A 16,282-nucleotide genomic window follows, 5' to 3' on the forward strand; every position below is an offset into this window, starting at 1 on the left:
GACCTTTTCGGGACCCCGGAGCTGAAACCAGCCCCGCGCCTCCCCCGTCGAACCGGCGACAGCCACAACGGACTTCGGGGGGATGCCCTGTGAGCACACCGACCACCGCCCGTCGCAGACCGCTCGCCGCCGCCCTGGGCGCGCTCGCCCTCGCAGCCGCCCTCACCCTGACCGGCTGCGGCGCGGGCGACAGCGCCGACAGCGCGGCGGAGAGCAAGGCCGGAGCCGCCGCTCCCGGCGCGGCCGAGCGGGCCGACGCGCAGACGGCGGAGGATGGCGCGCGGGCGCCTGAGGGCGACGCGCAGAACGCCACCGGCAAGAACCCCGGCGCCGGAGCCGGCGCGGGGACGGCGAGGAACCCGACCCTCGCGCCCTCGTACATCGTGCGCACGGCGACGCTGACGGTCGAGGCCAGGAACGTCCCCGGCGCCGCGGCCAAGGCGCGCACCCTCGTGGAGGGCACGGGCGGCTACGTCGGCAACGAGAGCACCAGCCTGGACGACGACGGCCGCGAGTACTCCACCCTTACCTTCCGTGTTCCGCCCGACGGCTACGACCGCGTGCTGCGGGACCTCTCCGAGCTGGGCACACTGCGCAACCGCAAGGTGGCCGCCGAGGACGTCACCGGCCAGGTCGTGGACGTCGAGAGCCGGCTCAAGACGCAGCGGGCGAGCGTGGCGCGGGTGCGGGAGCTGATGAACCGGGCGACCAAGTTGAGCGACATCGTCGCCCTGGAGAGCGAACTCAGCTCCCGGCAGGCCGACCTGGAGGCGCTCGAGGCCCAGCAGGCGTCGCTCAAGGCCCGTACCGGGATGGCGACGATCACGCTGGAGGTGCAGGAGCCGGCCGTCACGAAGGCGCCGGAGAAGGACGACGGCTTCTGGTCCTCGGTCGGTGACGCCCTCGGCAGCGGCTGGCACGCCTTCTACGTGACGCTGCGGGCGATTCTCGTCGTGCTCGCCATGGTGGCGCCGTTCGCCGCGCTGACCGTCCTCGGGTACCTGGGCTACGGCCTGCTGCGCCGTGTGCTGCCCACGCGGCGCACCGCCGCCGCACCCCTGGAGCCGGTGTCCGTGCCCGCGCCGGCGGGCGCCGGCGACGGCACCGGCGAGGCTCCGCCTCGGGCGTAGCGGCGTACACGGTGGCCCCGCGCCGGCCGGCGCGGGGCCACCGGCGTCAGCGGGCCGTCTCGGTGTGGACGAAGTCCGCGAGGCGGGTCAGGGCGTCGGGGTCCGTGGTGGGCAGGACGCCGTGGCCCAGGTTGAAGATGTGGCCGGGAGCGGCCTCCGCCGAGGCGAGGACCTCGCGGGTCTTCCTCTCGACCGCCTCACGCGGGGCGAAGAGGACCGCGGGGTCCAGGTTGCCCTGGAGCGCCTTGCCGGGACCCACCCTGCGGGCGGCCTCGTCCAGCGGGACCCGCCAGTCGACGCCGACGACGTCCGCGCCGGCCTCGCCCATGAGCCCCAGCAGCTCGCCGGTGCCGACGCCGAAGTGGATGCGGGGCACACCGTGGTCCTCGACGGCGCGGAAGACCTTGGCCGAGGCGGGCATGACGTAGCGCCGGTAGTCCTCGGGGGCGAGCGCGCCGACCCAGGAGTCGAAGAGCTGCACCGCGCTGGCGCCGGCCTCGATCTGCACCTTCAGGAAGGCCGAGGTGATGTCGGCGAGGCGGTCCAGGAGCTCCGCCCACAACTCGGGCTCGCCGTACATCAGGGCCTTGGTGCGCTCGTGGTTGCGCGACGGGCCGCCCTCGACGAGGTAGCTCGCCAGGGTGAAGGGCGCGCCCGCGAAGCCGATCAGCGGGGTCGTGCCGAGTTCACCCGTGAGCATGCCGACCGCCTCGGTGACATAGGCGACGTCGTCCGGCTCGAGGGGCCGCAGCCGCCGCAGATCCTCACGGGTGCGGATGGGCTGCCCGACGACGGGGCCGACGCCCGGCTTGATGTCGAGGTCGAGTCCGATGGCCTTGAGCGGCACCACGATGTCGCTGTAGTAGATCGCCGCGTCGACCTTGTGCCGACGCACGGGCTGCAGCGTGATCTCGGTGACGAGCTCGGGCCGCATGCACGACTCGAGCATGGGGATCCCCTCGCGGACCTTGAGGTACTCGGGGAGGGAACGCCCGGCCTGGCGCATGAACCACACGGGGGTGTGCGGCACGGGCATGCGCCGGCACGCCAGGATGAAGGGGGAAGCAGCGGTCTGCTGGTGCGCACTCACCCCCGAATCTTCGCATGCGCCAAGTGGGCGACCCGCCCGACCGGGTGTCCTCCCTCACCGCAAGCATCCTTCGGCCTACGCTTCCGGGCATGGCAGCGGCTCATGGGCACCTCTCGGACGGGGACGACGCCCCCCTCCCGTTCCAGCACGCGGTAGACGCACTGCTGCGCGCCCGGGTACGGCACGAGGTGGAGCTCGATCCGGTTCCCCCGCCCAAGCGCCTGGCACCGCACGCGTACGCCCTGGAGGCAGCGGTCGTCGTCGACGAGGAGGACCTCGGCGACGGGCGCCTGGTGCTGCTCTACGACCCCGACGGGCAGGAGGGCTGGCACGGTGCGTTCCGTCTGGTCACCCTCGCCCAGGCGGAACTGGAGCCGGAGATCGCGGCGGACCCGCTGCTGCCCGAGGTGAGCTGGTCATGGCTGACCGGCGCCCTGGAGGGCCGCGGCGCGGCCTTCACCGAGGCGGGCGGCACGGTCTCGCGCAGTTCCTCGCACCACTTCGGCGCGCTGGCCGGCCGGGAGGACTCCACCCGCATCGAGATCCGCGCCTCGTGGACGCCGCTCGCGGTGAACGGCGGGGTGCCCGACATGGCCGCCCACATCGCGGCCTGGTGCGACCTGATCTGCACCTGCGCGGGCCTGCCGCCCGCGCCCTCCGAGCCCTCCTGCCCCCCGGCAGGCGGCCCCTCGGTGGTGCCGCTGCCGAAGCGGCGCGGTCCGCAGCAGCCGCGCTGAGGACGGCCGCAGCCGCGCACACAGCCGCACTGAGGACGGCCGCGCCCGCCGGCCGGCCGCTTTACCGTCGTCAACAAGCTCTGACACGCGATGACCGCGATCTTCACACCTTCGATCGACGCTGCTCGACAGCGCGTCCGAATTGCCGGAATTGTTACTAAACAAGTCGTGATCATTCTCTAAAGCCGGGCGAAGTTGCTGCCGAAGGAACCTGTGACCCTTCCAGCCAATGTCCCAGGAGGCCCGGTGTCGGTTCTTCTCGAGCACCCCACAAGCCTGGTCGCCTACCGCCCCAACAAGCCGACGGCGATGGTGGTGGTCGCCGATCCCCGCGTACGTTCCACCGTCACGCGCCACCTGTGGGCGCTCGGGGTGCGCGATGTGATCGAGGCGTCTTCCATCGCCGAGGCCAGGCCCCGGGTGGGCACCCCCCGAGACATCTGCGTCGCCGACGTACACCTCCCCGACGGTTCCGGGCTCACCCTGCTCGCCGAGACCCGTGCCGCGGGCTGGCCCAACGGCCTGGCCCTCTCCGCCGCCGACGACATCGGCGCCGTGCGCAACGCCCTCGCCGGCGGTGTGAAGGGCTACGTCGTCACCGGCACCCGCACCAACCTCGGCATCCCCGGCCGGCCCGGCGCCGTTCCCCTCGGTCCGGCCGGGCAGCGGCTGCAGCGCCGCCCGCCGGGCGCCCCCGGCCACGGCGGCGGGTACCGCGAGCTGTCGGGCCGCGAGGTGGAGGTGCTCCGGCTGGTCGCCGAGGGCCAGTCGAACAAGGCGATCGGCGTCTCCATGGGGCTGTCCGCGCTGACCGTGAAGAGCCACCTCGCCCGGATCGCCCGCAAGCTGGGCACCGGTGACCGCGCGGGCATGGTCGCCGTCGCGCTGCGTACCGGCATCATCCACTGAGCGGCGCCATATCCCGGGTGCACCCGCCGACGGAACGTTCCGTCGGCGGGCTCCTTCCGCACACGGATACTCTTGACTGGTGACCGACGCCCGAGAGACCGCAACAGAAGCACTGCCGGCGCCGGTCCCGCTGCTGGACCCGCGCGAGGGAATCCCGCCGGTGACCGCAAGCCCGGAGGCCCTCGCCGACGTCGTCGCGGCTTTCGCCGCGGGCTCCGGACCTGTCGCCGTCGACGCCGAGCGCGCATCCGGCTACCGCTACGGCCAGCGGGCCTATCTGGTCCAGCTGCGCCGCGCCGGGGCAGGGACCGCGCTGATCGACCCCGTCGCCTGTCCGGATCTGTCGGCGCTGAGCGCCGCGCTCGACGGCACGGAGTGGGTGCTGCACGCCGCCACCCAGGACCTTCCGTGCCTCGACGAGGCGGGCATGCGCCCCACCAGTCTGTTCGACACCGAGCTGGCCGGCCGCCTCGCCGGCTTCGCCCGGGTCGGGCTGGGGGCGATGGTGGAGAACGTCCTCGGCTACGCCTTGGAGAAGGGGCACTCCGCCGTCGACTGGTCCACCCGCCCGCTGCCCGAGCCGTGGCTGCGCTACGCGGCGCTCGACGTCGAGCTCCTGGTGGACCTGCGCGACGCGCTGGAGGAGGAACTGCGCGCGCAAGGCAAGCTGGAATGGGCGTTGCAGGAGTTCGCGGCCATCGCCGCGGCGCCGCCGCCCCCGCCCCGGGTCGACCCCTGGCGCCGCACCTCCGGCATGCACAAGGTGCGCCGGCGCCGCCAGTTGGCGGTCGTGCGCGAGCTGTGGAACCTACGGGACCGCATCGCCCGCGAGCGGGACGTCTCCCCGGGCCGGGTCCTCACCGACGCGGCGATCGTCACCGCGTCGCTGGAGGCCACCCCCAACGCGCACGCGCTCGCCGCGCTCCCCGGGTTCGGGCACCGCATGGGGCGGCGCCAGCTGGAGCAGTGGCAGGCCGCGATCGACCACGCCCGGAGCCTCCCCGAGCGGGACCTGCCGCAGCCCGGCCCCGCCTACGCCGGCCCGCCGCCGCCGCGCGCCTGGGCCGACAAGGACCCGGCCGCGGCCGCACGGCTCTCCGCGGCACGGGCGGCGGTCTCGGCACTGGCGGAGCAGCTGAACCTCCCTCAGGAGAACCTGGTCACCCCGGACACGGTCCGCCGCCTGTGCTGGGCGCCCCCGCGCGATCACGGCCCCGAGTCCGTCGCGGCCTTCCTCCAGGAGGCCGGCGCGCGTCCGTGGCAGGTCGAGCTCACGACGCCGATCCTCACGGCGGCACTGGCGGCGGCGCCCTCCGCGTAACCCGGAGGGTGCCCCCTGCGGCCGGGGCTGCCCCCCCACCCGGGCGGTCAGTGACCGCCTCGCGCGGTCGTTGCGGGTCGGGGCCGCGCCGGGGTACGCCCCGGGCCTTCGGCCGGGGCGCCCCCACCTCGGCGCGCCGGCGGCGCCGCCCCACGACGTTCGGCCCCGGCACCCGACCGCTCGTCGCCTGCCGGGGCACCACCCGCCACACCCCCTCGTGCCATGGGGGTTCGGAGACGGTCCGGGGTCGCCCGAAGTGCCTTGCCGACTCTCTACCGGCCATCATGCGACCACACAACGGGAGGGGTGTGGAAACGGTGGTCGCAGGTTGTCGACCAGCCGGGTCTCTGAAGGCGTTTTCGAAGGCTCGGGGCCCTTACGGCGGCCCTGCCCGGCGATCTCCGGCTAGCGACGGGTTTCTTGGCTTTGTCCACGAGAACGGGAGTTGTCTGTCGATGAGCGCGGGAGGCACCCCGAAGGCGGCCAGTCGATGCTCACCAATTCGGGAGGCACCCGCCGCTGACCTGATGGGTACATGTACCCCGGACTCCAGGCGCCGAGCGTTGTGAACCGTGCTGCCGAGATCGTCACCAGCTACAACCAGGCTGGCGACTGCGGCCGCAGGCGGGCCCCTGCCTACACGGCCGCATCGGTGGGGGTTCCGTCCCGCTCCGGGAGCAGCTCGGGCATCCCCTCCACCAGCACCACGACACCGATTACCTCACCGGCCTCGGAACGGCCGACCCACACCGGGTAGGTACCGTCCCCGGTCGTCGCGAAGGACATGAGCTCGCCGCCGGAAGCCTCGTCCCAGGTGCGCAGCGTGAACATGGAGCCGTCGTCGATGTCCTCGTACCCGTCCAGGTCCGACTCCCCCCGGATCAGCCCCCGCTCGAAGAGTGCGATGAGCGGCTCCCAGGCCCCGGCGTCGGCGAAGCAGCCGGTGGCGCCGTCGGTGTCGAAGCCGACTATCTGCTGCTCGATGAACAGCCGCGGATCGTCATCCGGGCCGAGGGCCATCTCCCAGGTCGCTGCGGGGGTCTCGCTGACGAGCAGGCGGACGGCCGTGGGATCCGTAGTCGTGACCTCGGCGTCCCGCCACTCGCAGTGGTAGCTGAAGCGGACCCGCGCCTCGTCGAGTACGTACTCCCCGGGCGGGACGGGGACCGTAATGCGCGGCCCGTCGCCGTGGTCGAGGTCCGGGCCGGAGACGGCCAGCAGCCCGCTGGGTACGCGCAGGGTGCCGACCCGGCGCGGCTCCACGACGGTCATCTCGGGGTGGTACCCGTCGGTCACGCGCACCCCGGGCCGGAACAACTCGTTGATCGGCCCGGGCTGCGCGGGGCGTGGCGGACGCCAGCAGGTAGCGGGGGCGTCTCCGCCACCTGGCTCGGCTGCCTCGGCCACCTCAGCCGCCTCGAAGGCCGGCGGCTCAATGAGCCCGTGTACCTGGGCCGAGAGCAGCGGCCACTCCCCGAAGGCGGGGCGGTCCATCCAGCGCTCGGCGTCCAGGAGTCCGGGCGAGGTGGCGGAGGAGCCCCCGCCCTGCCCCTGCCGCTCCTCCGTCCGTCGGCCCCTCCCGTCCGGGAAGAGGTCCACGGCGATGCGTGGGCACGCGTTGTCGAACTCCGCCATCTCTGGGCCTGTGTAGTACCAGCCGACAGAGTACCGGCGCAGCAGCCGCGACGGATCGTCCAGCAGCCGCATGTCCAGGTCGTAGGTGCGGCGGCCCTGGGCGTCGTAGACCCACAGCCCGACGTAGTGGTCCCGCCAGGAGACGAGCCGGACTTCCAGCGGAACCTCCCGGTCCGGCTCCCGGTACACCACCACGTACGGAAGCCCGGCGGCATCCCGCTCCCGGGCCTCCTCGGCGGATATCGGCCGCCAGGGCGCACAAGCCTCCAGGTTCCACGCCTGCGCGTACCCCACCTCGACGACCATTGCCGCTCCGCTTCCTGCAACCTGCCTTGGTTCTGTGCCGAGCTGCAAGGTAGCCGCTGCCTGTGAGAACGGCCCCACTGGGCGGGCGGCGGGCCAGCTCCGGCGCCCAGACGGTCGTGCCGGTGATCCGGTCCATGACCCGCTCAGCGAGTGGCTTGCCAGCGTGATCCGTTGAGCCGCCAGCACCACTCTGTCATGGACGGCTCAGACACGGGCGTTCGGCCTAACGAAATGGCCAGGTGCGAAGCAACGGGGTCACCGTCAGAGCGTGGCGGCTGCTTCGCACCGTGGATCCGGGACAGGAGACCGGGGCCGGGTAGGGGGCGCCCCGGCCGGAGGCCGGGGTAGGGGGTGAGGCGGAAGAGCGGGGAACACATCCAACAGCACGAACGGCCGCACGCGAGAACCCCGGGGGCGACCGAACGTGTGACGCCGCGCACCCGCACTGGGCACATCGGTTACCCACGAGTAGCATGGTGCGCGGAGCCGCCATTTCCTGCCCGCGGCAAGCGAACCCGCACCTTGAGGAGAGCCAACGTGCCTCGTACCGCTAGGGACGTCGTCTTCGTCGACGGCGTCCGCACCCCGTTCGGCAAGGCGGGCCCGAAGGGCATCTACCACGAGACCCGTGCCGACGACCTGGTCATCAAGTCCATCCGGGAGCTGCTGCGGCGCAACCCGTCGCTCCCCCCGGAGCGCATCGACGAGGTCGCCGTCGCCGCCACCACCCAGATCGGCGACCAGGGGCTGACCCTGGGCCGTACGGCCGCGATCCTGGCGGGACTTCCCACGTCGGTGCCCGGTTTCTCCATCGACCGCATGTGCGCGGGCGCGATGACCGCGGTCACCAGCGTCGCCGGCGGCATCGCCTTCGGCGCGTACGACCTGGCGCTCGCGGGCGGCGTGGAGCACATGGGCCGGCACCCGATGGGCGAGGGCGTGGACCCGAACCCGCGCTTCGTGTCCGAGAAACTGGTCGACGAGTCCGCCCTGTTCATGGGGATGACGGCGGAGAACCTGCACGACCGCTTCCCGCACCTGACCAGGCGGCGGGCCGACGAGTACGCCGTCCGCAGCCAGGAGAAGGCGGCGAAGGCGTACGCCGACGGCACGATCCAGCAGGACCTGGTGCCCGTCTCGGTGCGCCGCACCTCCCCCGAGGCCGGAGAGACCGGCTGGGGCCTGGCCACCGCGGACGAGCCGATGCGCCCGGGTACCACGCTGGAGGGCCTGGCGGCCCTCAAGACCCCGTTCCGCGCCCACGGGCGGGTCACCGCGGGCAACTCGGCGGGCCTCAACGACGGCGCCACCGCCTCCCTCATCGCGGCCGAGGACGTCGCCGAGGAGCTGGGCCTGCCGGTGCGGATGCGGCTGGTCTCGTACTCCTTCGTGGGCGTCGAACCCGAGGTCATGGGCTTCGGCCCCATCCCGGCGACCGAGAAGGCGCTCGCCAAGGCGGGCCTGTCCATCTCCGACGTCGGCCTGTTCGAGATCAACGAGGCCTTCGCCGTGCAGGTGCTGGCCTTCCTGGACCACTACGGCATCGCCGACGACGACCCGCGCGTGAACCAGTACGGCGGCGCCATCGCCTTCGGCCACCCGCTGGCATCCTCCGGCGTGCGCCTGATGACGCAGCTGGCCCGTCAGTTCGAGCAGCAGCCGCACGTCCGCTACGGCCTGACCACCATGTGCGTCGGCTTCGGTATGGGCGGCACCGTGATCTGGGAGAACCCGCACTTCGACGGAGGCAGCAAGTGACCACCACCGCCGAGCTCCTCAAGGGAGCGGCCGAGCTCTTCCCGGACGAGGTCGTGACGCAGGCGCACGTGCGCCACCTCGACCTTCCGCTGGGCGCCGGGCGCTTCGCGCTCATCACCCTGGACAACGGCCTGGACCACACCAAGCCGACCACCTTCGGCCCGCAGTCGCTGGCGAACCTCAACACCGCCCTCGACCAGGTCGAGAAGGAGGCCGCGGACGGCGCCGTCGTCGGCGTCGGCATCACCGGCAAGCCGTTCATCTTCGCGGTCGGCGCCGACCTCAAGGGCATCGAGCTGCTGAAGCGCCGTGACGACGCGCTGGCCATCGGCAGGGGCGGCCACGACGTCTTCCGCCGTCTGCGGTCGCTCGGGGTCCCGACCTTCGCGTACTACAACGGCGCGGCCATGGGCGGCGGCGTCGAGGTCGGGCTGCACTGCACGTACCGCACCGTCTCGTCGGCGATCCCGGCGTTCTCGCTTCCCGAGGTCTTCCTGGGCCTGGTCCCCGGCTGGGGCGGCTGCACCCTGCTGCCGAACCTCATCGGCGCCGAGCGCGCGGTGAGCGTCATCATCGAGAACTCGCTCAACCAGAACAGGCAGTTGAAGGGCGGCCAGGTCTACGACCTCGGGATCGCCGACGCCCTGTTCGACGGCGCGGACTTCCTCGAGCAGTCGCTCTCGTGGACCGCAGCCGTCCTCAAGGGCCAGATCCAGGTCGTCCGCCCCGACATGGACCGCGGGGCGGCGTGGGACGAGGCCGTCGCCAAGGGCCGCGCCTTCGCCGACTCCAAGGTGCACCGCGCCGCTCCGGCGGCGTACCGGGCGCTGGACATCATCGCCGCCGCCAAGGACGGCGACCTGTCGGCCGGCTTCGCCGCCGAGGACGAGGCGCTGGCGGACCTCATGATGGGCGGTGAGCTGCGCGCCGGTGTCTACGCCTTCAACCTGGTGCAGAAGCGCGCCAAGCGCCCGGCCGGCGCGCCGGACAAGAGCCTGGCGCGTCCGGTCACGAAGGTGGGCGTGGTCGGCGCCGGTCTGATGGCCTCGCAGCTCGCGCTGCTCTTCGCGCGCCGTCTGGAGGTGCCGGTGGTGCTCACCGACATCGACCAGGAGCGGGTGGACAAGGGCGTCGGCTATGTCCACGGCGAGATCGACAAGCTGCTCCTCAAGGGCCGCGTCAACCGCGACAAGGCGAACCGTCTGAAGGGCCTGGTCTCCGGCTCGCTCGACAAGGACGCCGCCTTCGGCGACGCGGACTTCGTCATCGAGGCGGTCTTCGAGGAGATCGGCGTCAAGCAGCAGGTCTTCGCCGAAGTCGAGGCGGTGGTGAAGCCGGAGACGATCCTGGCCACCAACACCTCCTCCCTCTCGGTCAGCGAGATGGCCTCCAAGCTGGAGCACCCGGAGCGGGTCGTCGGCTTCCACTTCTTCAACCCGGTGGCGGTGCTGCCGCTGCTGGAGATCGTGCGCGGCGCGGAGACCGACGACGCGGCGCTGGCCACCGCGTTCGCCGTGGCGAAGAAGTTGAAGAAGACCGCGGTGCTGACCAAGGACGCCCCCGCGTTCGTGGTCAACCGCATCCTCACCCGCTTCATGGGCGAGATCCAGAACATCATCGACGACGGCACCCCGATCGAGACCGCCGAGAAGGCCATCGAGCCGCTCGGCCTGCCGATGTCCCCGCTGGTGCTGCTGGAACTGGTCGGCCCGGCGATCGGTCTGCACGTCTCCCAGACGCTGCACGCCGCCTTCCCGGACCGCTTCACGGTCTCCCCGAACCTCGCGGCCGTCGTCGAGGCGGGCAAGCGCGGCTTCTACGTCTACGATTCCGGCACACCGGAACTGGACCCCGAGGTCGCCGCGCTCCTGGTGCAGGGCGACACCGTCCTGACGGAGCAGCAGGTGCGCGACCGCGTCCTGGACGCGGTGACGCGGGAGATCGGCATCATGCTGGAGGACGGCGTCGTCGCCGAGGCGCAGGACATCGACCTCAGCCTGATCACCGGTGCGGGCTGGCCCTTCCACCTGGGCGGCATCACGCCGTACCTGGACCGCGAGGGCGTCTCGGAGCGGGTGAACGGCAAGCGGTTCCTGCCTCCGGGCATGGCGAGCGTGCCGGCGTGACGCCGACTGCCGCAGTGCTGTGAAGGGAGGGCCGTACGGAGGAAGTGATCCCGTACGGCCCTCGCTGGCGTTCAGGGTGCGTCACCCCGTGAAGCGGGCGACTCCGTCGTGCAGCTCACGGTCCGTGGGCGCTGGGAACACGGACGCCGCCGGCTCCTGCGTGACGGAGATGGCGACCTGGGTCCGTGCGGACTCGTAGCCCCGGGCGTCCACGGCGAAGACCTTGACCAGGTGCGTGCCCTCGCTCCACGGCCGGTCGGGTTCCCACGACCACGTGCCCTCGGTGCCGACCGCACCCGAGCCCAGGTACCGGCCGTTCTCCCACAGGCTGACACGGACGGCGCCGGGGGCGGTCCCCGAGATCCGCACGGCGCCTGCGGGCACCTGCCGGCCGTCGACCGGAGTCACGACGACCGGCGCCGCGATCGCCTGGCCCTGCCGAACCGATGTGGCCTCGAGGTAGGAGTCGATCGCGGACCTGTCGCGGCGGGGCTCCTCGAATCCGTTCTGCACGAATCCGATGCGCGGGGCGATCCCGTCGACCAGGAGGTGGGCGATTCCCATGAGAGGAGGGACGTTCCGCCTGGTCACTTCCGTGTGATCGGCGATGAGCGGGGAGTCGCTGTAGATGAAGTTGACGTTCTCGTAGTCCTGGAACAGGTCGAGGAAGGGGGCGATCTGCTCCTCGTACTGCGCGTCCTGCCGGGAGGAGAGCAGGTAGAGGTTGGCACCGCGGTTGGCGCCGGCGCGAACGAGGTTGGGAAGGGCGGAGTCGAGGATCCGCACGTTCTGCTCCGACACCTCACCCATCATGAACCGGGCGACCTTCGGGTGGTACCGCTCCACGTAGGAGCCGACCAGGAACTGCGGCACCATGGACACGACGTTCCGGAATCCGTATTTCAGACCGAAGTAGAGGGCCGCGCTCCCGCCCTTCGAGCCACCCCACAAGGTGCACTGGTCCGGTGTCAGGTCAAGTGCCTCCATCACCTTCCACACCAGGGTGGCCACGGACTGCTCCAGCCCGAAATCCATGCCCTTGCAGAGGTAGTAGCTGTTCATCCCCTCGAACCGGTCGCGAATCCACAGGATGTTCGCGCGCAGCCCGTCGAAGACCCCGTTGGACCAGCCGTAGTCGAGCGGTGCCGAGAAGTTCGCGAACACCACCACCAGGTGGCGGTTCCCGTTCTTCGCGTGAGCGAACCGGTACTCGACGGGGAACGCCCCGGAGGCTTCGATGCCTCTGAACGTAGGACGTCCTCCCGATGCTTCCTTCGCCATGCGCGAGATCATTCTCCCTGGATCAACGACGCGACACGAGACGTCCCGCGCACGGTCGGTGAGGCGGAACCGTGCCGGGGGGCACGCCCCTCGGGGGTTCCGTCCGTCGTTCGGCGGGGTCAGGTCGTGACTTCGTATTCGCTTCCTGCGGCGCCTTCGGGCGCCTTGTTCCCGACGCCCTGCGTCCCCATGCGACGCGCCGGGGCCGGTGGCGCCCAAGGGGCCGGAGACTGCGGGGAGTCACCGCCTGCCGCGAGGATGCGGTCCGTGAGCCGCACCGAGGCGTATCCGTCGTCCAGGTCGCAGAACTCCTCCTGGAACCAGCGGTACCGCTCGGTGTAGGCCTTCTGGACCAGGTCGATGTCGCTGATCGCGTCGATCAGTTCCCGGGAGGTGTAGACCAGCGGTCCGGGAGCGCACTGCTCGAAGTCGAAGTAGAAACCGCGCAGCGTGTCACGGTAGTGCTCGAGGTCGTAGGTGAAGAAGAGGATCGGCCGGCCGGTGTTCACGAAGTCGAACATCAGCGACGAGTAATCGGTGATCATCACGTCGGTGATCAGAGAGAGGTCCGCCATGTCCGGGTAGTCGGACACGTCGAACACGAAGCCGTCCCCCGCCCGCGGCACCGGGTCCACGACGTTGGGGTGGCGGCGCACCAGCAGGACGTGGTCGTGGCCGAGTCGCGCACGGGCGTCGTCCAGGTCGACGCGGAAGTCGAACTTGTACTTCCCGGGTGCGTAGAACTGGTCGTCGCGCCAGGTCGGCGCGTACAGGATGACGCGCTTGCCGTCGGGCAGCCCGATCCGCCGGCGCACCGCGGCCGCGCGCTCTCCGGAATCGGATCGGCGCAGGACGTCGTTGCGCGGGTACCCGGACTCGACCATCTCCCCGGGGAAACGGAAGGCGCGCTGGAGGATGGGCGTGCTGAAGCTGTTGGGCGACACCAGCATGTCCCAGTTGCGCACCTCCTTCTCCACCCGCTCCAGGTAGCGGCGGTCCGCGAAGTGGACGGCCTCGATGTCGTGGCCGATGCGCTTGAGCGGGGTGCCGTGCCAGGTCTGGACGACCACCTGGCCGTCGCGCTTCTCGAACCAGTCGGGAAGGTGGTTGTTGGCGACGATGTACCGGCAGGTGGCCAGCGCCTCGTACCACTCGGGCGACCACATCCGGACCGGGCGGGCCGTGGACGGCAGCGCGACCTGGTCGTCGCGGACCGCCCACAGGGCCTCGAGGCCGACGCCGCGCCGCACCATCTCCTCGTGCACGGCACGGGGGCTGTCCGAGTACTGGGTCCCCTTGAAGGCGTCGAACAGCACGGCCGGACGGACGGGTTTGCGCCGGGCGGCGGGATAGGTCCTGGTGCGCAGGAGCTTCTGCCGGTACGGGCCGCGGGCAGCGTCCGGCATCGCCGAGTGCACCAGCAGCGACAGCCGGTCGTACCCCTCCGCCTGCAGTTCGTACGTCCGGTCGTTCTCGGTGTGCGAGCGGGGGAGCCCGCCGATGAGCCCCTGTTCGATCTTCACCATGAGGTCCTCGGAGCGCTCCTCCGCCGGGACGACGGAGGGGTCCTGCCGTCTGAGGAAGAAGTCCCAGCGTCCGGAGGCGAGCGGTATGTCGCCCGCCAGGGTGCGCATCGCTGCCGGGGTGAGGACGGAACGGAACCCGTGACCGCTCCAGACGAGCGGGACGACGCGCTCGGCACCGTGGGCTCGGGAGCGGGCCACCAGGTGCGCGGAGGCGAACTCGATGGAGGAGAGGCGGTCCACCGCCGGGTACCGGCCGACGATCTCCAGCGATCCGTCCGCCCACCAGTTGACGTCCGTGACCGTCGGGAGCATGGCGCGCTCGAAGAGCACCAGGTATCCGGCTCCGTTGCGGTGGACGAAGACCTCCCGGTCACCCTCCGGGGTCTGCAGGCGGTGCGGCATCGGGTGGCGCCCGTCCTCGACGCCCTCGGCCATGACGGGGTAGAGGGTCGCGTTCCGGCCTTCCACCCGCAGGGTGGTCTTCCACCCGTTGCTGCCCATGCTCCAGCTCTGCGGGATCGCGCTGTCGTCCTGCGAGCGGGAGCGGGGCACGAGGCTGTCCAGCGGGATGCGGGTGACGAAGCTGCACCAGCCCTCGCCTCCCGGGGTGAAGACCACCCGCGACTCGTGGTGCCCCGAGCCGCCCATGCTGGTCACTCCGAACAGGCCCCAGTCCGGTACCCGGGGCCCCAGGTACACGCCGCCGATCACCAGGTGGTCGCCGTCGACCCGGTGCCGGGTGATGCGGCAGCGGACGATCTCCACCCGGAGCTTCAGCTTGTCCTGCAGGAAGACGGGGACCAGCCGGACGTTCTTGTCGACATAGCGGTACGGCGGGTTGGCGGCGGTACCGGCGGTGCCGCGCGTGAGGCCCCGGTAGCGGAACAGACCGCGGCTGAGGACCCCGGCGGCCACGTCCCAGGTGCCCTCGACCCACTTCCCCTTCTTCTTCAGCCGGGTGGTGTCGATCCGTGCCTCGAAGCCCGACCAGTCGTAGCAGTAGCGGCTCTGGTTGGACTGCTCGGTGGCCTGCGGATCGAACGTGGTCTTCGCGGCCGTGACCAGCAGGCGGCCCTGCTTCTTGTGGCGGAGCGCTATGACCTTGACCGACATATGCCGTTTGTGCACGTTGATGAAGCGTATGTAGGCGGAGCCGTCGATGACGAGGTCGTCTTCGTCCCAGCGCACGCCGCGGACGGAACCGTGCAGCGACAGCTCCTTGTCCAGGCGGTAGGCGCTCTTGTCGAGCCCCACCGAACGGTCGCCCAGGTACGGGTAGTTCAGATAGCGGTGGACGCGGCGGCGCACCGGCATCGGGCCGCCCTTGCGCTCGAACTCGATGACGTCGAGGAGCTCGTCGAGCTTTCGCTCGCGCACCAGCAGCCACTTGACCCGCGCGTCGGCCGGCAGTTCCTGGATGATGGTCGGATCGGCCTCGTCCAGGAACAGGTTGGCCCAGTTGACGAAGGCGTCCCTGTACTCCTCATCGGCGTCGGGCAGCACCTTGAGGTGCAGCATCAGGTCGGACTTGAGGCAGGCGAGGTCGTACGTGCGCTTGTGGAGATCGAACTCCCGCGACTGGTGCCCGGCAAGGAATCGGCTCACCGACTGCACCGCGGACACACGGTCCCGGAGGTTGCCGATCTCCGTATGGCGCTGCGTGATCGACGGGGCCGCCCCGCCTTCCCGCCGACGCCAGAAGTACACGACGTCCGTGACGACATCGACCTTCTCCGCCCTGAAGTGGGCGAACATGTTGACCCAGGAGTCCTCGTACAGGACGCCCTCGGGGAACGCGATGCGGTGGTGGTCCCAGAACGACCGCCGGAACACCTTGTTCCACACCGTGCGGTCGTAGATGAGGGCGTCGAACTTCGTGATGTGCGTGCCGCGGCGATTGGCCTGCATCGGCCCTCGGTGCAGCGGGGACTGCCATTTCGTGCTGGAGTTCATCATCTGCACGTTTCCCGACACGAAGTCCGAACCGGACTTCTCGAGCGTGCGCACCAGCACTTCGTAGGCGTGCTCGGGGATGACGTCGTCCCCGTCGACGAAAGCGAGGAACTCGGCGCCTGGGTGGGTGGCGCGGATGCCGACGTTCCGGGCGTGACCGGGACCGTGCGGCTCCTGGCGAATCAGCCGGAAGCGGGAGTCACGGGCACAGAAGTCCCGGGCGATCTCCGTCGACGCGTCAGTCGATCCGTCGTCGACGAGGATCACTTCGAGATCCCCGAAAGTCTGCCGGGCGATCGACTCCAGGCATTCCTCGAGATAGATCTCGACGTCCTGGAAGGGCACGACAACACTCAGCCGCCGGCGCACAGGCACCCATCACTCCCACTCAAGCAACTCGCACGGTCCGGCACCAGACGCCGGACGTGCCGAACCCCGCCCCGAATGCCGCGTCCACGCCTGATGAGCGAGCGGGTCCGCGGGTCTCCCCCGTGGCATCGCGATGGTTTA

The 16,282-nt window shown here is 71.0% G+C and carries 10 protein-coding genes; 6 read left to right on the forward strand and 4 right to left on the reverse strand.

Going from position 1 to position 16,282, the window contains the following annotated elements; translation table 11 throughout:
* Nucleotides 1–89 precede the first annotated feature (89 nt).
* On the forward strand, nucleotides 90–1,130 hold the full coding sequence (locus tag ACRWND_RS08040) for a DUF4349 domain-containing protein (RefSeq protein ID WP_431947444.1): 1,041 nt from the start codon (nucleotides 90–92) through the stop codon (nucleotides 1,128–1,130).
* Nucleotides 1,131–1,176: 46 nt separating this feature from the next.
* Here ACRWND_RS08040 and hemE read toward each other — a convergent pair whose 3' ends face one another.
* Nucleotides 1,177–2,220: a uroporphyrinogen decarboxylase gene (hemE, locus tag ACRWND_RS08045; RefSeq protein ID WP_431947446.1), complete on the reverse strand. Its 1,044-nt coding sequence runs from the start codon at nucleotides 2,218–2,220 to the stop codon at nucleotides 1,177–1,179.
* An 89-nt stretch (nucleotides 2,221–2,309) separates the two neighbouring features.
* Between hemE and ACRWND_RS08050 the strand changes: the two genes are divergently transcribed.
* The 3 genes from ACRWND_RS08050 to ACRWND_RS08060 all read left to right on the forward strand — a co-directional run bounded on the left by ACRWND_RS08050 (nucleotide 2,310) and on the right by ACRWND_RS08060 (nucleotide 5,187).
* Nucleotides 2,310–2,957 carry a DUF3000 domain-containing protein gene (locus ACRWND_RS08050; RefSeq protein ID WP_431947448.1) on the forward strand — a complete coding sequence of 216 codons (648 nt, stop codon included), beginning with the start codon at nucleotides 2,310–2,312 and terminating at the stop codon, nucleotides 2,955–2,957.
* A 246-nt stretch (nucleotides 2,958–3,203) separates the two neighbouring features.
* Complete coding sequence (locus ACRWND_RS08055; RefSeq protein ID WP_018563211.1) at nucleotides 3,204–3,866, forward strand: response regulator transcription factor; 663 nt, start codon at nucleotides 3,204–3,206, stop codon at nucleotides 3,864–3,866.
* A gap of 79 nt (nucleotides 3,867–3,945) precedes the next feature.
* Nucleotides 3,946–5,187, forward strand: coding sequence for an HRDC domain-containing protein (locus ACRWND_RS08060; protein WP_431947451.1), 1,242 nt, complete (start codon nucleotides 3,946–3,948; stop codon nucleotides 5,185–5,187).
* A gap of 636 nt (nucleotides 5,188–5,823) precedes the next feature.
* Here ACRWND_RS08060 and ACRWND_RS08065 read toward each other — a convergent pair.
* Entirely contained in the window at nucleotides 5,824–7,128 is a 1,305-nt protein-coding gene (locus ACRWND_RS08065) for a DUF4241 domain-containing protein (protein ID WP_431947453.1), read from the reverse strand.
* Between the two features lie 537 nt (nucleotides 7,129–7,665).
* On the opposite strand from ACRWND_RS08065, the gene ACRWND_RS08070 reads away from it, so the two are divergent.
* Complete coding sequence (locus ACRWND_RS08070; RefSeq protein WP_431947455.1) at nucleotides 7,666–8,886, forward strand: thiolase family protein; 1,221 nt, start codon at nucleotides 7,666–7,668, stop codon at nucleotides 8,884–8,886.
* Complete coding sequence (locus ACRWND_RS08075; protein ID WP_431947457.1) at nucleotides 8,883–11,012, forward strand: 3-hydroxyacyl-CoA dehydrogenase NAD-binding domain-containing protein; 2,130 nt, start codon at nucleotides 8,883–8,885, stop codon at nucleotides 11,010–11,012. Before ACRWND_RS08070 ends, ACRWND_RS08075 begins: the two co-directional genes overlap by 4 nt.
* An 81-nt stretch (nucleotides 11,013–11,093) precedes the next feature.
* Here ACRWND_RS08075 and ACRWND_RS08080 read toward each other — a convergent pair whose 3' ends face one another.
* Together ACRWND_RS08080 and ACRWND_RS08085 are read right to left on the reverse strand one after the other, a co-directional pair.
* The gene (locus tag ACRWND_RS08080) at nucleotides 11,094–12,293 is read right to left on the reverse strand and encodes a hypothetical protein (RefSeq protein WP_431947459.1); all 1,200 of its coding nucleotides are present in this window, start codon (nucleotides 12,291–12,293) and stop codon (nucleotides 11,094–11,096) included.
* A 119-nt stretch (nucleotides 12,294–12,412) separates the two neighbouring features.
* Complete coding sequence (locus ACRWND_RS08085) at nucleotides 12,413–16,117, reverse strand: bifunctional glycosyltransferase/CDP-glycerol:glycerophosphate glycerophosphotransferase (protein ID WP_431947461.1); 3,705 nt, start codon at nucleotides 16,115–16,117, stop codon at nucleotides 12,413–12,415.
* Nucleotides 16,118–16,282: the final 165 nt, after the last annotated feature.

The sequence above is a fragment of the Actinacidiphila sp. bgisy167 genome, assembly GCF_965342175.1.
In the GTDB taxonomy this organism is placed as follows: domain Bacteria; phylum Actinomycetota; class Actinomycetes; order Streptomycetales; family Streptomycetaceae; genus Actinacidiphila.